At 73.2% G+C, this 13,997-nt stretch carries 15 protein-coding genes and 1 pseudogene; 4 read left to right on the forward strand and 12 right to left on the reverse strand.

All coding sequences use genetic code 11. From position 1 onward, the window contains the following. Positions 1 to 164 precede the first annotated feature (164 nt). Positions 165 to 581, forward strand: a complete 417-nt coding sequence (locus OG737_RS05150) for a hypothetical protein (RefSeq protein ID WP_328924940.1) — start codon at positions 165 to 167, stop codon at positions 579 to 581. Between the two features lie 24 nt (positions 582 to 605). Here the strand turns inward: OG737_RS05150 and der are convergent, their stop codons facing one another. The 4 genes from der to OG737_RS05170 form a co-directional block, all read right to left on the reverse strand. After that, positions 606 to 2,069, reverse strand: coding sequence for a ribosome biogenesis GTPase Der (gene der, locus OG737_RS05155; RefSeq protein ID WP_328924941.1), 1,464 nt, complete (start codon positions 2,067 to 2,069; stop codon positions 606 to 608). Between the two features lie 75 nt (positions 2,070 to 2,144). Further along, a complete protein-coding gene (locus OG737_RS05160; RefSeq protein WP_328930216.1) occupies positions 2,145 to 2,732 on the reverse strand; it encodes a lysophospholipid acyltransferase family protein in 588 nt (195 codons plus the stop codon). Positions 2,733 to 2,788: 56 nt separating this feature from the next. After that, entirely contained in the window at positions 2,789 to 3,523 is a 735-nt protein-coding gene (gene cmk / locus OG737_RS05165; RefSeq protein WP_328924942.1) for a (d)CMP kinase, read from the reverse strand. 184 nt (positions 3,524 to 3,707) lie between these two features. Beyond that, complete coding sequence (locus tag OG737_RS05170; protein WP_328924943.1) at positions 3,708 to 4,796, reverse strand: prephenate dehydrogenase; 1,089 nt, start codon at positions 4,794 to 4,796, stop codon at positions 3,708 to 3,710. 237 nt (positions 4,797 to 5,033) lie between these two features. Between OG737_RS05170 and OG737_RS05175 the strand changes: the two genes are divergently transcribed. The 3 genes from OG737_RS05175 (at position 5,034) to OG737_RS05185 (ending at position 6,666) form a co-directional block, all read left to right on the forward strand. Continuing rightward, positions 5,034 to 5,375 carry a DUF952 domain-containing protein gene (locus OG737_RS05175; RefSeq protein ID WP_405921234.1) on the forward strand — a complete coding sequence of 114 codons (342 nt, stop codon included), beginning with the start codon at positions 5,034 to 5,036 and terminating at the stop codon, positions 5,373 to 5,375. A gap of 84 nt (positions 5,376 to 5,459) precedes the next feature. Then, positions 5,460 to 5,948 carry a Rieske (2Fe-2S) protein gene (locus OG737_RS05180; protein WP_328924945.1) on the forward strand — a complete coding sequence of 163 codons (489 nt, stop codon included), beginning with the start codon at positions 5,460 to 5,462 and terminating at the stop codon, positions 5,946 to 5,948. Between the two features lie 28 nt (positions 5,949 to 5,976). Further along, positions 5,977 to 6,666 (forward strand): DNA polymerase beta superfamily protein, encoded by a 690-nt coding sequence (locus OG737_RS05185; RefSeq protein ID WP_328924946.1) that lies wholly within the window; start codon positions 5,977 to 5,979, stop codon positions 6,664 to 6,666. Here the strand turns inward: OG737_RS05185 and OG737_RS05190 are convergent. From OG737_RS05190 to OG737_RS05225, 8 genes and pseudogenes are all read right to left on the reverse strand, one after another. Further along, positions 6,646 to 7,412: pseudogene (locus tag OG737_RS05190) on the reverse strand (DNA polymerase beta superfamily protein). The gene OG737_RS05185 and the pseudogene OG737_RS05190 overlap by 21 nt on opposite strands. A 3-nt stretch (positions 7,413 to 7,415) precedes the next feature. Continuing rightward, positions 7,416 to 8,426 (reverse strand): ADP-ribosylglycohydrolase family protein, encoded by a 1,011-nt coding sequence (locus OG737_RS05195; protein WP_405921235.1) that lies wholly within the window; start codon positions 8,424 to 8,426, stop codon positions 7,416 to 7,418. After that, the gene (locus tag OG737_RS05200; protein WP_328924948.1) at positions 8,423 to 9,163 is read right to left on the reverse strand and encodes an NUDIX domain-containing protein; all 741 of its coding nucleotides are present in this window, start codon (positions 9,161 to 9,163) and stop codon (positions 8,423 to 8,425) included. The genes OG737_RS05195 and OG737_RS05200 overlap by 4 nt, the downstream gene beginning before the upstream one ends. Beyond that, entirely contained in the window at positions 9,160 to 10,239 is a 1,080-nt protein-coding gene (locus OG737_RS05205; protein WP_328924949.1) for an AAA family ATPase, read from the reverse strand. The genes OG737_RS05200 and OG737_RS05205 overlap by 4 nt, the downstream gene beginning before the upstream one ends. Then, positions 10,236 to 10,832 (reverse strand): nicotinamide riboside transporter PnuC, encoded by a 597-nt coding sequence (pnuC, locus tag OG737_RS05210; protein ID WP_328924950.1) that lies wholly within the window; start codon positions 10,830 to 10,832, stop codon positions 10,236 to 10,238. The genes OG737_RS05205 and pnuC overlap by 4 nt, the downstream gene beginning before the upstream one ends. A 129-nt stretch (positions 10,833 to 10,961) precedes the next feature. Beyond that, a complete protein-coding gene (locus OG737_RS05215; protein ID WP_405921236.1) occupies positions 10,962 to 12,269 on the reverse strand; it encodes a pseudouridine synthase in 1,308 nt (435 codons plus the stop codon). Continuing rightward, on the reverse strand, positions 12,269 to 12,904 hold the full coding sequence (gene scpB / locus OG737_RS05220) for an SMC-Scp complex subunit ScpB (RefSeq protein WP_328924952.1): 636 nt from the start codon (positions 12,902 to 12,904) through the stop codon (positions 12,269 to 12,271). The genes OG737_RS05215 and scpB overlap by 1 nt, the downstream gene beginning before the upstream one ends. Further along, the gene (locus tag OG737_RS05225) at positions 12,901 to 13,986 is read right to left on the reverse strand and encodes a segregation/condensation protein A (RefSeq protein ID WP_328924953.1); all 1,086 of its coding nucleotides are present in this window, start codon (positions 13,984 to 13,986) and stop codon (positions 12,901 to 12,903) included. Before OG737_RS05225 ends, scpB begins: the two co-directional genes overlap by 4 nt. Positions 13,987 to 13,997: the final 11 nt, after the last annotated feature.

Consider the following 13,997-nt stretch of genomic DNA (forward strand, 5'->3'; position numbering starts at 1 on the left):
GGGAGGCTCCACAGCCGGTACCGGAACGGCCGCCCGGCCCCCCGCCGCAGGGGGGCCGGGCGGCGTGCGCCGGGGGTGCGGTCCGTCCCGCGCACCCCCGGCGATCTGCGTTTTTCCGGGCCGTCACCCCGCATCCGCAAGGCGCTCGTTTCGTTGGCTGATACGTGCATCCATACGACTCCTCCCGCGCCCCGTCCCGTACGAGCACCGTCTCGCACACCCCGATCTACGACACCCTGTACTCGGAGTACCTGCGGTCCTTCCGCGCGCTGCCGGGCGACCGAACGGGCGAGGAGGACCTCGGGTTCACGGCCTTCTCGTACGGGTACACCGGCACGGTCAGCCCGTACGGGACGGGCCCGTACGGGACGGGCCCGTACGGCACCGGCTCGTACGGCGGCTGGAACGGTTCGTCGTGGCAGGAGACCGACAGCCGGCAGCCCGCGTACCTCCCGCAGCCGCAGCCCCAGCCCCTCTACTCGTACGCGGGCGGCTCCGGATACGCCGACGGGCGGCAGCGCCAGACCGGGATGACACACGTCCCGGCGGCCCTGCCGCCCGCTCCGCGCCGGGGCTACTGAGCCCGCGGCGGCGTACTGCGCCTGCTACTTCTTCTTCTTGTACTGGGCGCCGCGCTTCTCGCGCACCCGCACCGAGATGTGGATCGGGGTGCCCTCGAAGCCGAACTCCTCGCGCAGCCGGCGCTCGATGAAGCGCCGGTAGCCGTGCTCCAGGAAGCCCGAGGCGAAGAGGACGAACCGCGGCGGCTTGCTGCCCGCCTGGGTACCGAACAGGATGCGGGGCTGCTTGCCGCCGCGGATCGGGTGCGGGTGGGCGGCGACGACCTCGCCGAGGAAGGCGTTCAGGCGGCCGGTCGGGACGCGCGTCTCCCAGCCCGCGAGGGCGGTCTCGATCGCCGGGACCAGCTTCTCCATGTGGCGGCCGGTGAGCGCCGAGACGTTCACCCGGGGCGCCCAGGCGACCTGCTGCATCTCGGTCTCGATCTCGCGCTCGAGGTAGTAGCGGCGCTCCTCGTCGAGCTCGTCCCACTTGTTGTAGGCGATCACGATCGCGCGGCCGGACTCGACGGCCATGGTGATGATGCGCTGGTCCTGGACGCTGATCGTCTCGGTGGTGTCGATCAGGATGACCGCGACCTCCGCCTTCTCCACGGCCGCGGCCGTGCGCAGGGAGGCGTAGTAGTCGGCGCCCTGCTGAAGGTGGACCTTCTTGCGGATGCCGGCGGTGTCGACGAACTTCCAGGTGACGCCGCCGAGCTCGATCAGCTCGTCGACCGGGTCGCGGGTGGTGCCGGCCAGCTCGTTGACGACGACACGGTCCTCCTTCGCGACCTTGTTGAGCAGCGAGGACTTGCCCACGTTCGGGCGGCCGATCAGCGCGATGCGGCGCGGACCGCCGATGGCGGCGCCGCCGAAGGTCTGCTCGGGGGCCTCGGGCAGGGCTTCGAGGACGGCGTCCAGCATGTCGCCGGTGCCGCGGCCGTGCAGCGAGGAGACCGGGTGCGGCATGCCGAGGCCCAGGGACCACAGGGAGGCCGCGTCGGACTCGCCGCTCTGGCCGTCCACCTTGTTGGCGCACAGCACGACGGGCTTCTTGGACTTGCGCAGCAGGCGTACGACCGCCTCGTCGGTGTCGGTGGCGCCGACCTTGGCGTCGACGACGAAGACCACGGCGTCGGCGGCCTCGATGGCGTACTCGGCCTGGGCGGCGACGGAGGCGTCGATGCCGAGGACGTCCTGCTCCCAGCCGCCGGTGTCGACGACCGTGAAGCGGCGGCCCGCCCACTCGGCCTCGTACATGACGCGGTCGCGGGTGACGCCGGGCTTGTCCTCGACGACCGCCTCGCGGCGGCCGATGATGCGGTTCACCAGGGTCGACTTGCCGACATTGGGCCGGCCTACGACGGCGAGGACGGGGAGGGGGCCGGCAGCGGCCTCCTCAAGGGCACCTTCGACGTCCTCGATGTCGAAGCCCTCTTCCGCGGCGAGCTCCATGAACTCCGCGTACTCGGCATCGCCAAGTGCTCCGTGGTCGTGCTGGTCGTTCATGAAGTCCGTTCCTCGTCGATCGTGGTGGTCGGTGGTACCCGCGCAGCGCAGTTCCACTACTAGGTCAAGTCTCGCTCAGCGCCCGGTGAGGCGCTTGGCATCGGCCAGGTGGGCGGTCAGCCGGTCCTGGATGCGTACGGTGGCCTCGTCCAGCGCCGTACGGGTACGGCGGCCGGTGCCGTCCCCGGCGTCGAAGGCCGACCCGAAGACGACGTCGACCCGGCTCTTGAGAGCGGGCAGGCCCTTGACGAGCCGTCCGCGGGTGTCGCCGCTGCCGAGCACGGCCACCGGCACTATGGGCGCGCCGCTGCGGACCGCGAAGTACGCGAGGCCCGCGCGCAGCGAGGCGAAGTCGCCCTCGCCCCGGGTTCCCTCGGGGAAGATCCCCAGGGCCCCTCCGTTGTCGAGCACGCCGAGGGCGCGGCTTATCGCCGTCCGGTCGGCTCCGCCGCGGTCGACCTTGACCTGCCCGATCCCTTCGAGGAAGGGGCCGAGCGGGCCGACGTACGCTTCCTTCTTGATCAGGAAGTGCAGGGGCCGCGGCGCGGTCCCCATCACCATCGGGCCGTCGATGTTGTGCGAGTGGTTCACGGCAAGGATGACAGGGCCGGAGGCGGGCACCTTCCAGGCGCCGAGCACGCGGGGCTTCCACAGCCCGTACATGAGCCCGATGCCGATGCGCCTGCCGACCGCCGCACCCTTGAGGGAGGGCGCTTCGCTCACTTGCCGCCCGCCCGCTTCTGGCTGCCTTCGGTCGCGCTCCGCCGCTCCTCGACGAGCGTGACGACACACTCGATCACCTGGTCGAGGGTGAGCTCGGTGGTGTCCACCTCCACGGCGTCACCGGCCTTGGCCAGCGGGGAGGTCTTGCGGCCGGAGTCGGCCGCGTCGCGCTTGATGAGCGCCTCCTTGGTGGCCGCGAGGTCGACGGCCTCCTTGCCGCGGAGCTCACCGCTGCGCCGGGCGGCGCGGGCCTCGGCGGAGGCGGTCAGGAAGATCTTGAGGTCGGCGTCGGGCAGGACGGTGGTGCCGATGTCCCGGCCCTCGACGACGATGCCCTCGGCCTCCTCGGCCGCCTCGGCGGCGATGGAGCGCTGGAGCTCGGTGATGAGGGTGCGCACCTCGGGGACGGCGCTGACGGCGCTGACCTTGGAGGTGACCTCCTGGGTGCGGATGGGGCCGGCGGCGTCCAGGCCGTCCACCGTGATGGTGGGGGCGGCCGGGTCGGTGCCGGAGACGATGGCGGGCTTGCCCGCGGCGACCGCGATGGCCTGCGGGTCGTCGGTGTCGACACCGTTGGTGATCATCCACCAGGTGATGGCCCGGTACTGCGCCCCGGTGTCCAGGTAGCGCAGGCCGAGCTTTGCCGCCACGGCCTTGGACGTGCTGGACTTGCCCGTGCCGGAGGGACCGTCGATGGCGACGATCACGGCTGCCGGAGCTGCGGTTTCCACGGTGCGGGCACCTTCCTGGTTGCGCGTACGTGTCCGGGCGCGCCAAAGCGCCCCTCCCCAAGGTTACCGGCCCCGGGAACCCCCCGGCCCCGCGCGCTCGATCCCCGGAGCCGCACCCCCGCCGCGCCCGGCGCCGTAGCGGCCCGCATCCGGCTCGGCGCCCCGCCAGCAAGCGGCCCGCGGCCTACTGCTGGCGCAGCGCCCAGCCCCGCTCGCGCAGCTCGGCGGTCAGGCCGGCCGCCGCCCGCGGCTCCACCATCAGCTGGACCAGGCCGGCCTGCTGACCCGTCGCGTGCTCGATCCGCACGTCCTCGATGTTGACCCCGGCCCGCCCGGCGTCGGCGAAGATCCGGGCCAGCTCGCCCGGCTGGTCGCTGATGAGGACGGCCACCGTCTCGTAGACCGTGGGCGCCGCGCCGTGCTTGCCCGGCACCCGGACCCGGCCCGCGTTCCCGCGCCGCAGTACGTCCTCGATGCCCGCGGCGCCGCCGCGCCGCTTCTCCACGTCGGCCGACTGGAGCCCGCGCAGCGCGTCCACGGTCTCCTCCAGGTCGGCCGCGATGCCGGCCAGGACGTCGGCCACGGGGCCCGGGTTCGCCGACAGGATCTCCACCCACATCCGCGGGTCGGAGGCCGCGATGCGGGTGACGTCGCGGATGCCCTGCCCGCACAGCCGGACCGCCGTCTCGTCGGCCTCCTCCAGCCGCGCGGCGACCATGCTCGACACCAGCTGCGGGGTGTGCGAGACGAGCGCCACGGCCCGGTCGTGCGCGTCCGCGTCCATCACGACGGGCACGGCCCGGCACAGGGACACCAGCTCCAGCGCGAGGTTCAGCACCTCGTGGTCCGTGTCCCGGGTGGGGGTCAGCACCCACGGACGGCCCTCGAAGAGGTCCGCGGTGGCGGCCAGGGGCCCGGACTTCTCCTTGCCCGCCATCGGGTGCGTGCCGATGTACGCGGTGACGTCCACGCCGAGCGCCGCCAGCTCCCGGCGGGGTCCGCCCTTGACGCTGGCCACGTCCACGTACGCCCGCGCCGCTCCGCGGCCGATCGCGTCGGCCAGCGTCGCGGCCACGTGGGCCGGGGGCACGGCGACGATCGCGAGGTCGACCGCGCCGTCCACGGGCTCGTCCGTACCGGCGCCGAGCGCGGCCGCCGTATGGGCCTGGGCCGGGTCGTGGTCGACGAGGTGCACGGTGATGCCGCGGGCGGTCAGGGCGAGCGCCGCGGAGGTGCCGATCAGTCCGGTTCCGATGACGACGGCGGTTCTCACGGGGACTCCAGGGTTTGCTGCGGCACGGTGACGGGACTGCCCGGCCAGAGTAGCCAGCCGGGACGGGCGAAGGGCCCGGCGGCCCGTCCCGTGGAACGGCGGCCGGGCCCTGGGAGCCGCCGTGTCCGCGCGGCAGCGGCGTACCCGGCGCCGAGACACGGACAATGTCACCCATGACGGACACTGCTGCCACTTGGTGCACGCGCCGCTCCCGGTCACTGCGGTAGAACGATCGGCATGATCTTCCACCTCGTCCCGCTCGCCGACTGGACCGCGGCGCCCGAACTGCCGTACGCCCCGCCCTCGCTCGGCTCGGAGGGTTTCGTGCACTGTTCGGCGGACCGCCCCACGGCGCTCGCGATCGCCGACACGCACTACCGCGAGGTGGCGGGGACGCTGCTCGCGGTGGAACTCGACGAGGACGCACTGACCGCCGAGGTCCGCCGCGAAGGTGAATCCGGCGGCCTGTACCCACACGTCCACGGCCCGTTGAACCGGAGCGCCGTGATCCGCGTGTGGGAGGTGGTACGCACACCCGGCAGTCCCGCCACACTGGCCCCATGGCCGCCGGGCCACTGAAACGGCGCGGCAGGCTTCACCTGGAGCCCGTCGCAGGCCAGGATGCTGCTCGCCCATCCGGCCACGAAGCGAGGAGAGACACGCATGAGCGATCCCACGAACACGGCCCGGCGCACGGTACTCACGGCCGGCGCGGCCGCCCTGGCAGGGGGCGCGCTCACCGCCTGCGGCAGTGACGGCGAGAAGACGCCCGCGAGCGGGTCGGCGACCGCGCCCGACGTGTCCGCCCCTTCGGCCCAGCCGGACACCTCCCAGCCGGGCTCGTCCCAGCCCGCGGGGGGCGGCAAGGCCATCGCCAAGGCGGCGGACGTGCCGGTCGGCGGCGGCACGGTGCTGAAGGAGGAGAAGCTGGTCGTCACCCAGCCCACCGCCGGGTCCTACCGCTGCTTCAGCGCCGTCTGCACCCACCAGGGCTGCCTGGTGAACAAGGTGGCGGACGGCACCATCGACTGCCCCTGCCACGGCAGCAAGTTCGCGGTGGCGGACGGGGCCGTGACCAAGGGACCGGCCACCCGTCCGCTCCCGGAGAAGAAGATCACGGTCGCGTCGGACGGCAGTATCTCGCTCGCATAGCGGCAGGCCAGGAGCCTAGGCTCCACGGATGGACGAACTGACGCTGGTACGGGACCACACGGTCTACCAGTGCGTGATGGGCTCCCGGGCCTTCGGGCTGGCGACGGAGGCGAGCGACACCGACCGACGCGGTGTCTACCTCGCCCCGACGCCGCTGTTCTGGCGGTTCGGGAAGCCCCCCACGCACGTGGAGGGCCCTCGGGAGGAGGAGTTCTCCTGGGAGCTGGAACGCTTCTGCGAACTGGCCCTGCGCGCCAACCCGAACATCCTGGAGTGTCTGCACTCCCCCCTGGTGGAACAGCTGACGCCGGTCGGCGAGGAGTTGCTCTCGCTGCGCGAGGCCTTCCTCTCCCGCCGGTCCCACACCAGTTTCAGCCGGTACGCGGCCTCCCAGCGCGGCAAACTCCTCGCGGACGTCCGCAACCACGGCGCCCCGCGCTGGAAGCACGCCATGCACCTGATGCGCCTGCTCCTGTCCTGCCGCGACCTCCTGCGCACGGGCCGCCTGACCATCGACGCGGGCCCGTACCGCGACCGCCTCCTCGCGGTCCGGCGCGGCGAGCTCACCTGGGACGAGGCCGACGCCTGGATGTCGCGCCTCGTGGCGGAGACCGAAGCGGCCCTGATCGCCACCCCGCTCCCCGCGGAGCCCGACCACGCCCGCGTCGAGGACTTCCTCGTCCGCACCCGCCGCGCGTCAGCCCTCGCCGTCCGCTAGGGCGCGCCGCCGTACGACGAACTCGTCGAGCGCGTCGTACGCGGTCCCTGCTCCGGCAGGGCGGAGGCCGCCTGCGCCTCGTCCAGCACCCGGTGCAGCGCCTCGAACTCCTCCCGTACGGCGGCGACGGGCGGCCCCTCGTACGCCCCGTGCTCGGCGGCCGCCTTGGCCTCGATGAGCCCGGCCAGCCGGCCGGGTGCCTCCGGGACCTCCGCCAGCAGGGTCGGCAGGTGCGCCTGCACCTCGGCCGAGCGCATCAGGTGGATGCCGGTGAGCAGGGCCCGGAAGGCGTAGAGCAGCGGTTTGAGTTCGGCGGCCTTCTCGAAGAGCCGCCACTGGGTGTTGGCGAAGCCCCGGTAGTGGTGGGCGTGGTGGGAGGTCAGCACGCCCGGGGCCAGCGCCACGAGTTCGGCGTGGGCGGGCGTCGTGTGGACCACCAGCGGGGACAGCAGCTGTTCCAGGACGTAGCCGTTGCGGCGCAGCAGCAGCGTCACGAACTTGCGCAGGTCGTGCGTGACCAGGTCCATCTCCACGCCGTCGCGGTCCCACATGCGGCTGCGGGTCTCCTCAGGGGCGCGCAGGCCCAGCAGCGCCGCCGCCGGCAGGACGTGGACACCGCGCAGGTCGATGTCCGAGTCCTGTGAGGGGAAGCCGTAGAGGTGGGCGCCCGACACCGTGGCGAAGAGCAGCGGGTCGGGCTGCTCGGCCACGACCGGGGTCAGGTCGGGACTCAGTGCGTCCAGCATGGTTCACGCGTCCCAGAGGGTGCCGAAGGCCAGGAGTTCGTCGCGGTACTCGATGCCGCCCTCCCAGTCGCGGGGCCAGATGTCCGCGCCGAGGTGGGCGCCCGCGAAGGCGCCCGCGAGGCAGGCGATGGAGTCGGAGTCGCCCCTCGTGCAGGCCGCGCGGCGCAGGGCCAGGAGGGGTTCCTCCGGGAAGAGCAGGAAGCACTGCAGGGCCGTGGCGAGGGCCTCCTCCGCGATCCAGCCGTCGCCCGTGGTCAGGCAGGGGTCCGTCTCGGGGGACGGGGTCCGCAGGGCGGCCGCCAGCCGGTCGAGGGCCGTCAGGCAGTCGTCCCAGCCCCGCGCGATGAAGGACTCCGCGGAGGCGTCGGATGCCGTCCGCACCCACAGGTCCCCGAGCCAGCGCTCGTGGTAGCGGGTCCGGTTCTCCAGGGCGTACGAGCGCAGCTGTCCGACCAGGCCCGTCACCTCGGTGCCGGCGGCCAGCAGGTACACGGCCCGCGCCGTCAGGTCGGAGGCGGCGAGCGCCGTCGGGTGGCCGTGGGTGAGGGCCGACTGGAGCTGGGCGGCGCCGGCCCGCTCCTCCTCGGTCCAGCCGGGGACGAGCCCCACCGGGACCACCCGCATGTTCGCGCCGCAGCCCTTGGAGCCGATCTGGCTGGCGTCGCGCCAGTCCCGCTCCGGGTCCGCGAGGAGCCGGCAGGCGGTCATGCAGGTGCGGCCCGGCGCCCGGTTGTTCTCCGGGGAGTGGTACCAGTCGACGTACTCCTCGCGGACCGGCCGGGCGAGGCGCAGCGGGCCCACCCGGCCCCGCTCGACGGCCGTGCGTATGCCGCGCGCCAGGGCGAGGGTCATCTGGGTGTCGTCCGTGACGATCGCCGGGCGGGGCAGCTTCATCTCCCGCCAGGGGCCGGTCTTGGCCAGGATCGACGGGACGTCGTTGAACTCGGTCGGGAAGCCGAGGGCATCGCCCAGGGCCAGCCCGAGCAGGGCGCCGGTCGCGGCTCGTTTCGTCATCGAGTGGGTCCTTCCGGTCGGAGCAGCGGGGGGTGGAGGGCGGTCGCGGGGCCGGCCCGGTACAGCGCGGCCGGTTTGCCTCGTCCGCCGGTCAGCCGGGCGGCGCCGGGCACGGCTTCGACGAACCCGGGCGTGGCGAGGACCTTGCGGCGGAAGTTGGGTCGGTCCAAGGCCGTGTCCCAGACGGTCTCGTAGACGCTCTGGAGCTCCCCGAGGGTGAATTCGGGCGGGCAGAAGGCGGTGGCCAGGCAGGTGTACTCCAGCTTCGAGCCGATCCGCTCCCGGGCGTCCGCCAGGATCACCGCGTGGTCGAAGGCCAGCCCGGGGACCTCCCCCACCGGCGTCCAGCGGGCTTGGGCCGCGTCGCCGCCGCCCTGCGCGAGCGGCTCCGGCATGTCCGGGACCAGCGCCGTGAAGGCCACGGAGACCACCCGCATCCGGGGATCACGGTCCGGCTCGCTGTACGTGCGCAGCTGCTCCAGGTGCAGGCCGGCCACCAGGGCCGCCGACAGGCCGGTCTCCTCGGCCAGCTCGCGGCGGGCGGCCGCCTCGGCGGACTCCCGGGGCAGGAGGAAGCCGCCGGGGAGCGCCCAGGCCCCCGCGTACGGCTCCTGGCCTCGCCGGATCAGCAGCACGTGCAGCCGGCCGCCCCGTACGGTGAACACCGCGAGGTCGACGGTCACCGCGAACGGTTCGAAGGCGTGCGGGTCGTAGCCCGCGGGCAGCGCCCCGCTCACCGGGTCTCCGGCAGGGGATCGGCGAAGTGCCAGCCCTCGGTGAGCAGTTCGTCGACGGCCGCCACGGCCGCCGCCAGCCGCTCCTCGCGGTCGCCCCGTACGAGGAGGAAACGCCTGCCGGTGCGCTCCAGTTCCTCGCGGAACCGCCCGGTCATCCAGGGCCGCAGGTGCGGGCCGTCCCGCAGCCCGTCGTCCTCGAAGGGCACGTCGGCGTCGTCCGTCAGCAGGTACAGGTCGCGCCGGGTGAGGGAGGCGGTCTTCTCGACCTCCTCGTTGCGTCCGCCGACGTAGCGCTCGTGCCAGATGCCGGTTGCGAAGGAATCGGTGTCGCAGAACAGCACCGGGGAGCCCAGCCGGGCCGCCCGCTCCTCGTCCGCGTCCTGGCGCCGCGCGATGACGGGGAACTCCTCGGAGGTGAAGGTGATGTCCTCCCAGGCGGCCGCGGGGTCGGCGGCGCGGGCCGCCGCCAGCTTCTCCTCGCTGTACGAGCGCCCGTACTCGGCGACCCAGCCCGTCCCGGCCCACACCCCGCCGCGCCGCCGGTAGTGCGCGGCCAGTGCCCGAGACAGCGTCGTCGTCCCCGTGGACTCGGCGCCGAGCACGACGACCCGCCGCGTCAGGAAGGCCCGTACCGCCGGGCCCAGGAAGTCCCAGCAGCCGACGGGATCCGCCCGCACCGCCGTCCCGGAGACCGGGAACAGCGTCCGCGCCGGGTCCACGCAGACCTCGTCGGCACCGAACCGCCTCGCGAGCTCGGTCCCGTACTCCTCCGAGGTGAAGACGGCGTCCACCGGCCCGGCCACCGCGGCCCGGAAGATCGCCATGTGCGCCTCCCAGACGGCCGGGTCGTACAGGTCGACCGGGACGTCGTCGACCGCGCCGACGACCTCCGCGCCCGGGTGCGCCTCGCGCATCCAGGCGACGCGGTCGGCGAGCGGGACGGACTCCACGGAGGCCGCGCAGACCAGCACGGTCAGCCGCTCGCACTGGTCCTGGGCGGTGCGCACCAGGTGGTGGTGGCCGGCGTGCGGCGGATAGAACTTGCCGAGGACCAGGCCGTGCCCGTAGCGCCTCACGCCCGCGCCTCCATGGCCGTACGGGCCCCCCGGGCCGGGAGCGTGCGCCGCCAGCCGATCAGGCCGACCACGCACAGCGCGAGGAAGGCGACGTAGAGGACGGAGGTGAGGTAGAGCTCCTTGTAGGCGTAGAGCGGGATGTAGACGAGGTCGGCGGCGATCCACAGCCACCACGACTCGACGAGCTTGCGGCACTGGCCGTAGGTGGCCGCGAGCGAGAGCCCTGTCGTCAGGGCGTCCCAGAACGGGACCGTGGAGTCGGTGACCTCGCCCAGCAGCAGGGTCAGGCCGAGCACCCCCACCGCCCCCGCCGCGGCCAGCCAGACCCATTCGGTGCGCGTGGTGCGGCGCACCGGCAGGGCCTCGGCGGTTCCTGGTCCACCCCCGTGGGTCCAGGACCACCAGCCGTACGCGGCGAGGGCGATGAAGACGATCTGCAGCCCGGCGTCGGCGTAGAGGCCGGCCTGGGTGAAGAGCACGATGAAGAAGATGTTGTTAGCGATGCCGATCGGCCAGTTGGCGACGTGCTGCCGGGCCACGAGCCAGACGCACAGGGCACCAGTGGCGAATCCGAGTACCTCGGTCCAGCTCATGACGGCCCCTCCTTTAATAGTCACGTTGACTATAAACAGAGGGACGGGTCCCGGACAAGGGAAAAGCCCGCAGCGCCGTAAGGCACTGCGGGCTTTCCTCGGGCCTGGCGGTCAGGCGATCAGGCGGTCCTACAGACCGACCTCGCGCATCAGCATGCCGACCTCGGTGTTGGTCAGGCGGCGCAGCCAGCCGGACTTCTGGTCGCCCAGCTCGATCGGGCCGAAGGAGGTCCGGACGAGCTTGTCGACGGGGAAGCCCGCCTCGGCCAGCATGCGGCGGACGATGTGCTTGCGGCCCTCGTGGAGGGTGACCTCGACCAGGTAGTTCTTGCCGACCTGGTCGACGACGCGGAAGTTGTCGGCGCGGGCGTACCCGTCCTCCAGCTCGATGCCGTCCTTGAGCCGCTTGCCGATGTCGCGCGGCAGCGAGCCGGTGATCGCGGCCACGTAGGTCTTCTGCACGCCGTACTTCGGGTGCGTGAGGCGGTGGGCCAGCTCACCGTGGTTGGTGAGCAGGATGATGCCCTCGGTCTCGGTGTCGAGCCGGCCGACGTGGAAGAGGCGCGTCTCACGGTTGGTGACGTAGTCGCCCAGGCACTGGCGGCCGTCCGGGTCCTCCATGGTGGAGACGACACCGGCGGGCTTGTTCAGCGCGAAGAAGAGGTACGACTGGGTGGCGACGGTCAGGCCGTCCACCTTGATCTCGTCCTTCGGCTGGACGCGCTTGCCCTGCTCCAGCACGATCTCGCCGTTGACCTCGACGCGGGCCTGTTCGATGAGCTCCTCGCAGGCGCGGCGCGAGCCCATGCCGGCGCGGGCGAGCACCTTCTGCAGGCGCTCCCCCTCCTCCTCGGCACCCGGGAAGGTCTTGGGCGTCTTGATCACGGGCTTGTCGGCGTACCGGTCGCGCACGCGCTCCTCGATCCGCGCGTCCAGTTCACGCGGGCGGGACTGGCCGCTGCGGCTGCCCGGGCCGCGGCGCGGGCCGCCGGCCCCGCCGATGCCGGGGGTCTTGGAGGTCTTGGGGCCGCCCTTGGCGCCACCGCGCGCGGCTCCGCCACGCGCACCGCCGCCGCCTGCCTTGGGGCCCGAGCGGCCGCTGCGCTCGCCCTCGGGGCCCACGTCGTAGCGGCGCTCCTCGGGGCGCGGGTTGCGGGGACGCTGGGGCGCCTGGTCGCGGTCACGGTCGCCACCGGAGGAGGAGCCGCCCCGGTAGCCGCCGCCGGAGGAGGAGCCGCCGCCGGAGCCGCCACCGCGGTAGCCGCCGCCACCGGAGGAGGAGCCGCCGCGGGAGCCACCACCGCCGGAGGAGGAGCCGCCACCGCGGTAGCCACCGCCACCGCCGCCGGAGCCGCCACGGGCGCTACCACGCCCGCCGCCGCCACCGCCGCTGCTGTTCCTGTTGCCGCCGCCGTTGCCGTTGCCGCTGCTTCGCATCAAAGTTCCGTCGTCTTGTCGTCGTCTTCATCGGTATCCGGTGAGTCCGGATCGAACGACGGAACACCTTCCTGCGTCTCGGCTTCGATCGCGTCCGCCTCGGGGAGGAAGGGCGCGAGCTCCGGGAGCTCGTCCAGGCCTCGTAGGCCCATCCGCTCCAAAAAGTGGTTCGTCGTCCTGTACAGGATCGCACCTGTTTCGGGTTCCGTCCCCGCCTCCTCCACCAGACCCCGCTGGAGGAGGGTCCGCATGACCCCGTCGCAGTTGACTCCGCGGACCGCCGAGACCCGCGACCGGCTCACCGGCTGGCGGTACGCGACGACCGCCAGGGTCTCAAGGGCCGCCTGGGTGAGACGGGCCTGCTGGCCGTCCAGTACGAAGCCTTCGACCGCCGGGGCGTACTCGGCCCGGGTGTAGAACCGCCAGCCGCCGGCGACCGGGCGCAGCTCGAAGCCGCGGCCCTGGAGGGTGTACTCGTCGGCGAGCTCGCGCAGCGCGTCCGCCACTTCGCGCGGGGTGCGCTCCAGCACCTTGGCGAGGTGCGCCTCGGTCGCGGGCTCGTCCACGACCATGAGGACGGCCTCCAGGGCCGGCTTCAGCTCCAGCGCGGCCACCGCGCTCGCGTCGCTGCTCAATCCTTCGCCTCCACGATCTGGTCGAACTCGTCGGTCACGGTCGGCATGCCGTCGCCGTCCCCGCCGCTCCAGCGCACGGTCAGGGTCTGCAGGGCCTCCTCCTGGTCCAGGGCCACCGCCTTCTCGCGGTAGAGCTCCAGGAGCGCCAGGAAGCGGGCGACGACGGTGAGGGTGTCCTCGGTGTCCTCGGTGAGCTCCTGGAAGGTGGCCTCGCCGCGGGCCTTCAGCATCCGTACGACGAGCCCGGCCTGCTCGCGCACGCTGACGAGCGGCGCGTGGATGTGGTCCACGTAGACCTGGGGCTTGGCCTTGGGCTGCATGGCTTTGACGGCGAGGCGTGCGAACCCCTCCGGGCCGATGGTGATGACGACCTCGGGCAGCAGGTCGGCGTGGTGCGGCTCCAGCCCCACGGTCCGCGGGTACCGCTTGCCCTCCGCCTCCGCCCGCCGCTCGAAGATCTCGGCGATCTGCTTGTACGCCCGGTATTGCAGCAGGCGCGCGAAGAGCAGGTCGCGCGCCTCCAGCAGGGCGAGGTCGGCCTCGTCCTCGACCTCGGCGGCCGGCAGCAGCCGGGCGGCCTTCAGGTCCAGCAGGGTGGCGGCGACGACGAGGAACTCGGTCGTCTGGTCGAGGTCCCAGTCGGGCCCCATGGCCCGGATGTGCGCCATGAACTCGTCGGTGACCTTCGACAGCGCGACCTCGGTGACGTCGAGCTTGTGCCGCGAGATCAGCTGGAGCAGCAGGTCGAAGGGCCCCTCGAAGTTGGCGAGCCGCAGTGTGAACCGCCCGTCGCCCCCGCCCGGGACCGGAGGCTCGGCCGGGGTCCGGGGCTCGGCCGGGCTCGGGGGCTGGGCCGGTCTCGGGGGCTCCGCCTGGCTCGGTACCGGGGGCTCGGCCGGGGCCGGGGGCTCGTCGCGGCCTTCAGGGGCCCCGCCAGCGGGCCCGTGGACCTCCGGGGGCTCCGTCCCGCCGTCGGGCCGCCCCCGCCGCGCAGCGGGCGGCTCAGGGCCGTCCTGCGGCGTACCGGGCCCGCGGCCCAGGAGTCGCCGGGTCGGTCGGCCGGGTTCGGCGGGGAAGGGCATCGCGGTCCAGG

The organism is Streptomyces sp. NBC_00122, assembly GCF_045160845.1.
GTDB lineage: Bacteria > Actinomycetota > Actinomycetes > Streptomycetales > Streptomycetaceae > Streptomyces.

Coding starts and splice junctions, on each gene's coding strand:
- OG737_RS05195 (WP_405921235.1), bottom strand. CDS start 8,426: ATGACGAAACGAGCCGCGACCGGCGCCCTGCTCGGGCTGGCCCTGGGC.
- OG737_RS05160 (WP_328930216.1), bottom strand. CDS start 2,732: ATGTACGGGCTGTGGAAGCCCCGCGTGCTCGGCGCCTGGAAGGTGCCC.
- OG737_RS05175 (WP_405921234.1), top strand. CDS start 5,034: ATGATCTTCCACCTCGTCCCGCTCGCCGACTGGACCGCGGCGCCCGAA.
- der (WP_328924941.1), bottom strand. CDS start 2,069: ATGAACGACCAGCACGACCACGGAGCACTTGGCGATGCCGAGTACGCG.
- OG737_RS05180 (WP_328924945.1), top strand. CDS start 5,460: ATGAGCGATCCCACGAACACGGCCCGGCGCACGGTACTCACGGCCGGC.
- OG737_RS05225 (WP_328924953.1), bottom strand. CDS start 13,986: ATGCCCTTCCCCGCCGAACCCGGCCGACCGACCCGGCGACTCCTGGGC.
- OG737_RS05215 (WP_405921236.1), bottom strand. CDS start 12,269: ATGCGAAGCAGCGGCAACGGCAACGGCGGCGGCAACAGGAACAGCAGC.
- pnuC (WP_328924950.1), bottom strand. CDS start 10,832: ATGAGCTGGACCGAGGTACTCGGATTCGCCACTGGTGCCCTGTGCGTC.
- OG737_RS05185 (WP_328924946.1), top strand. CDS start 5,977: ATGGACGAACTGACGCTGGTACGGGACCACACGGTCTACCAGTGCGTG.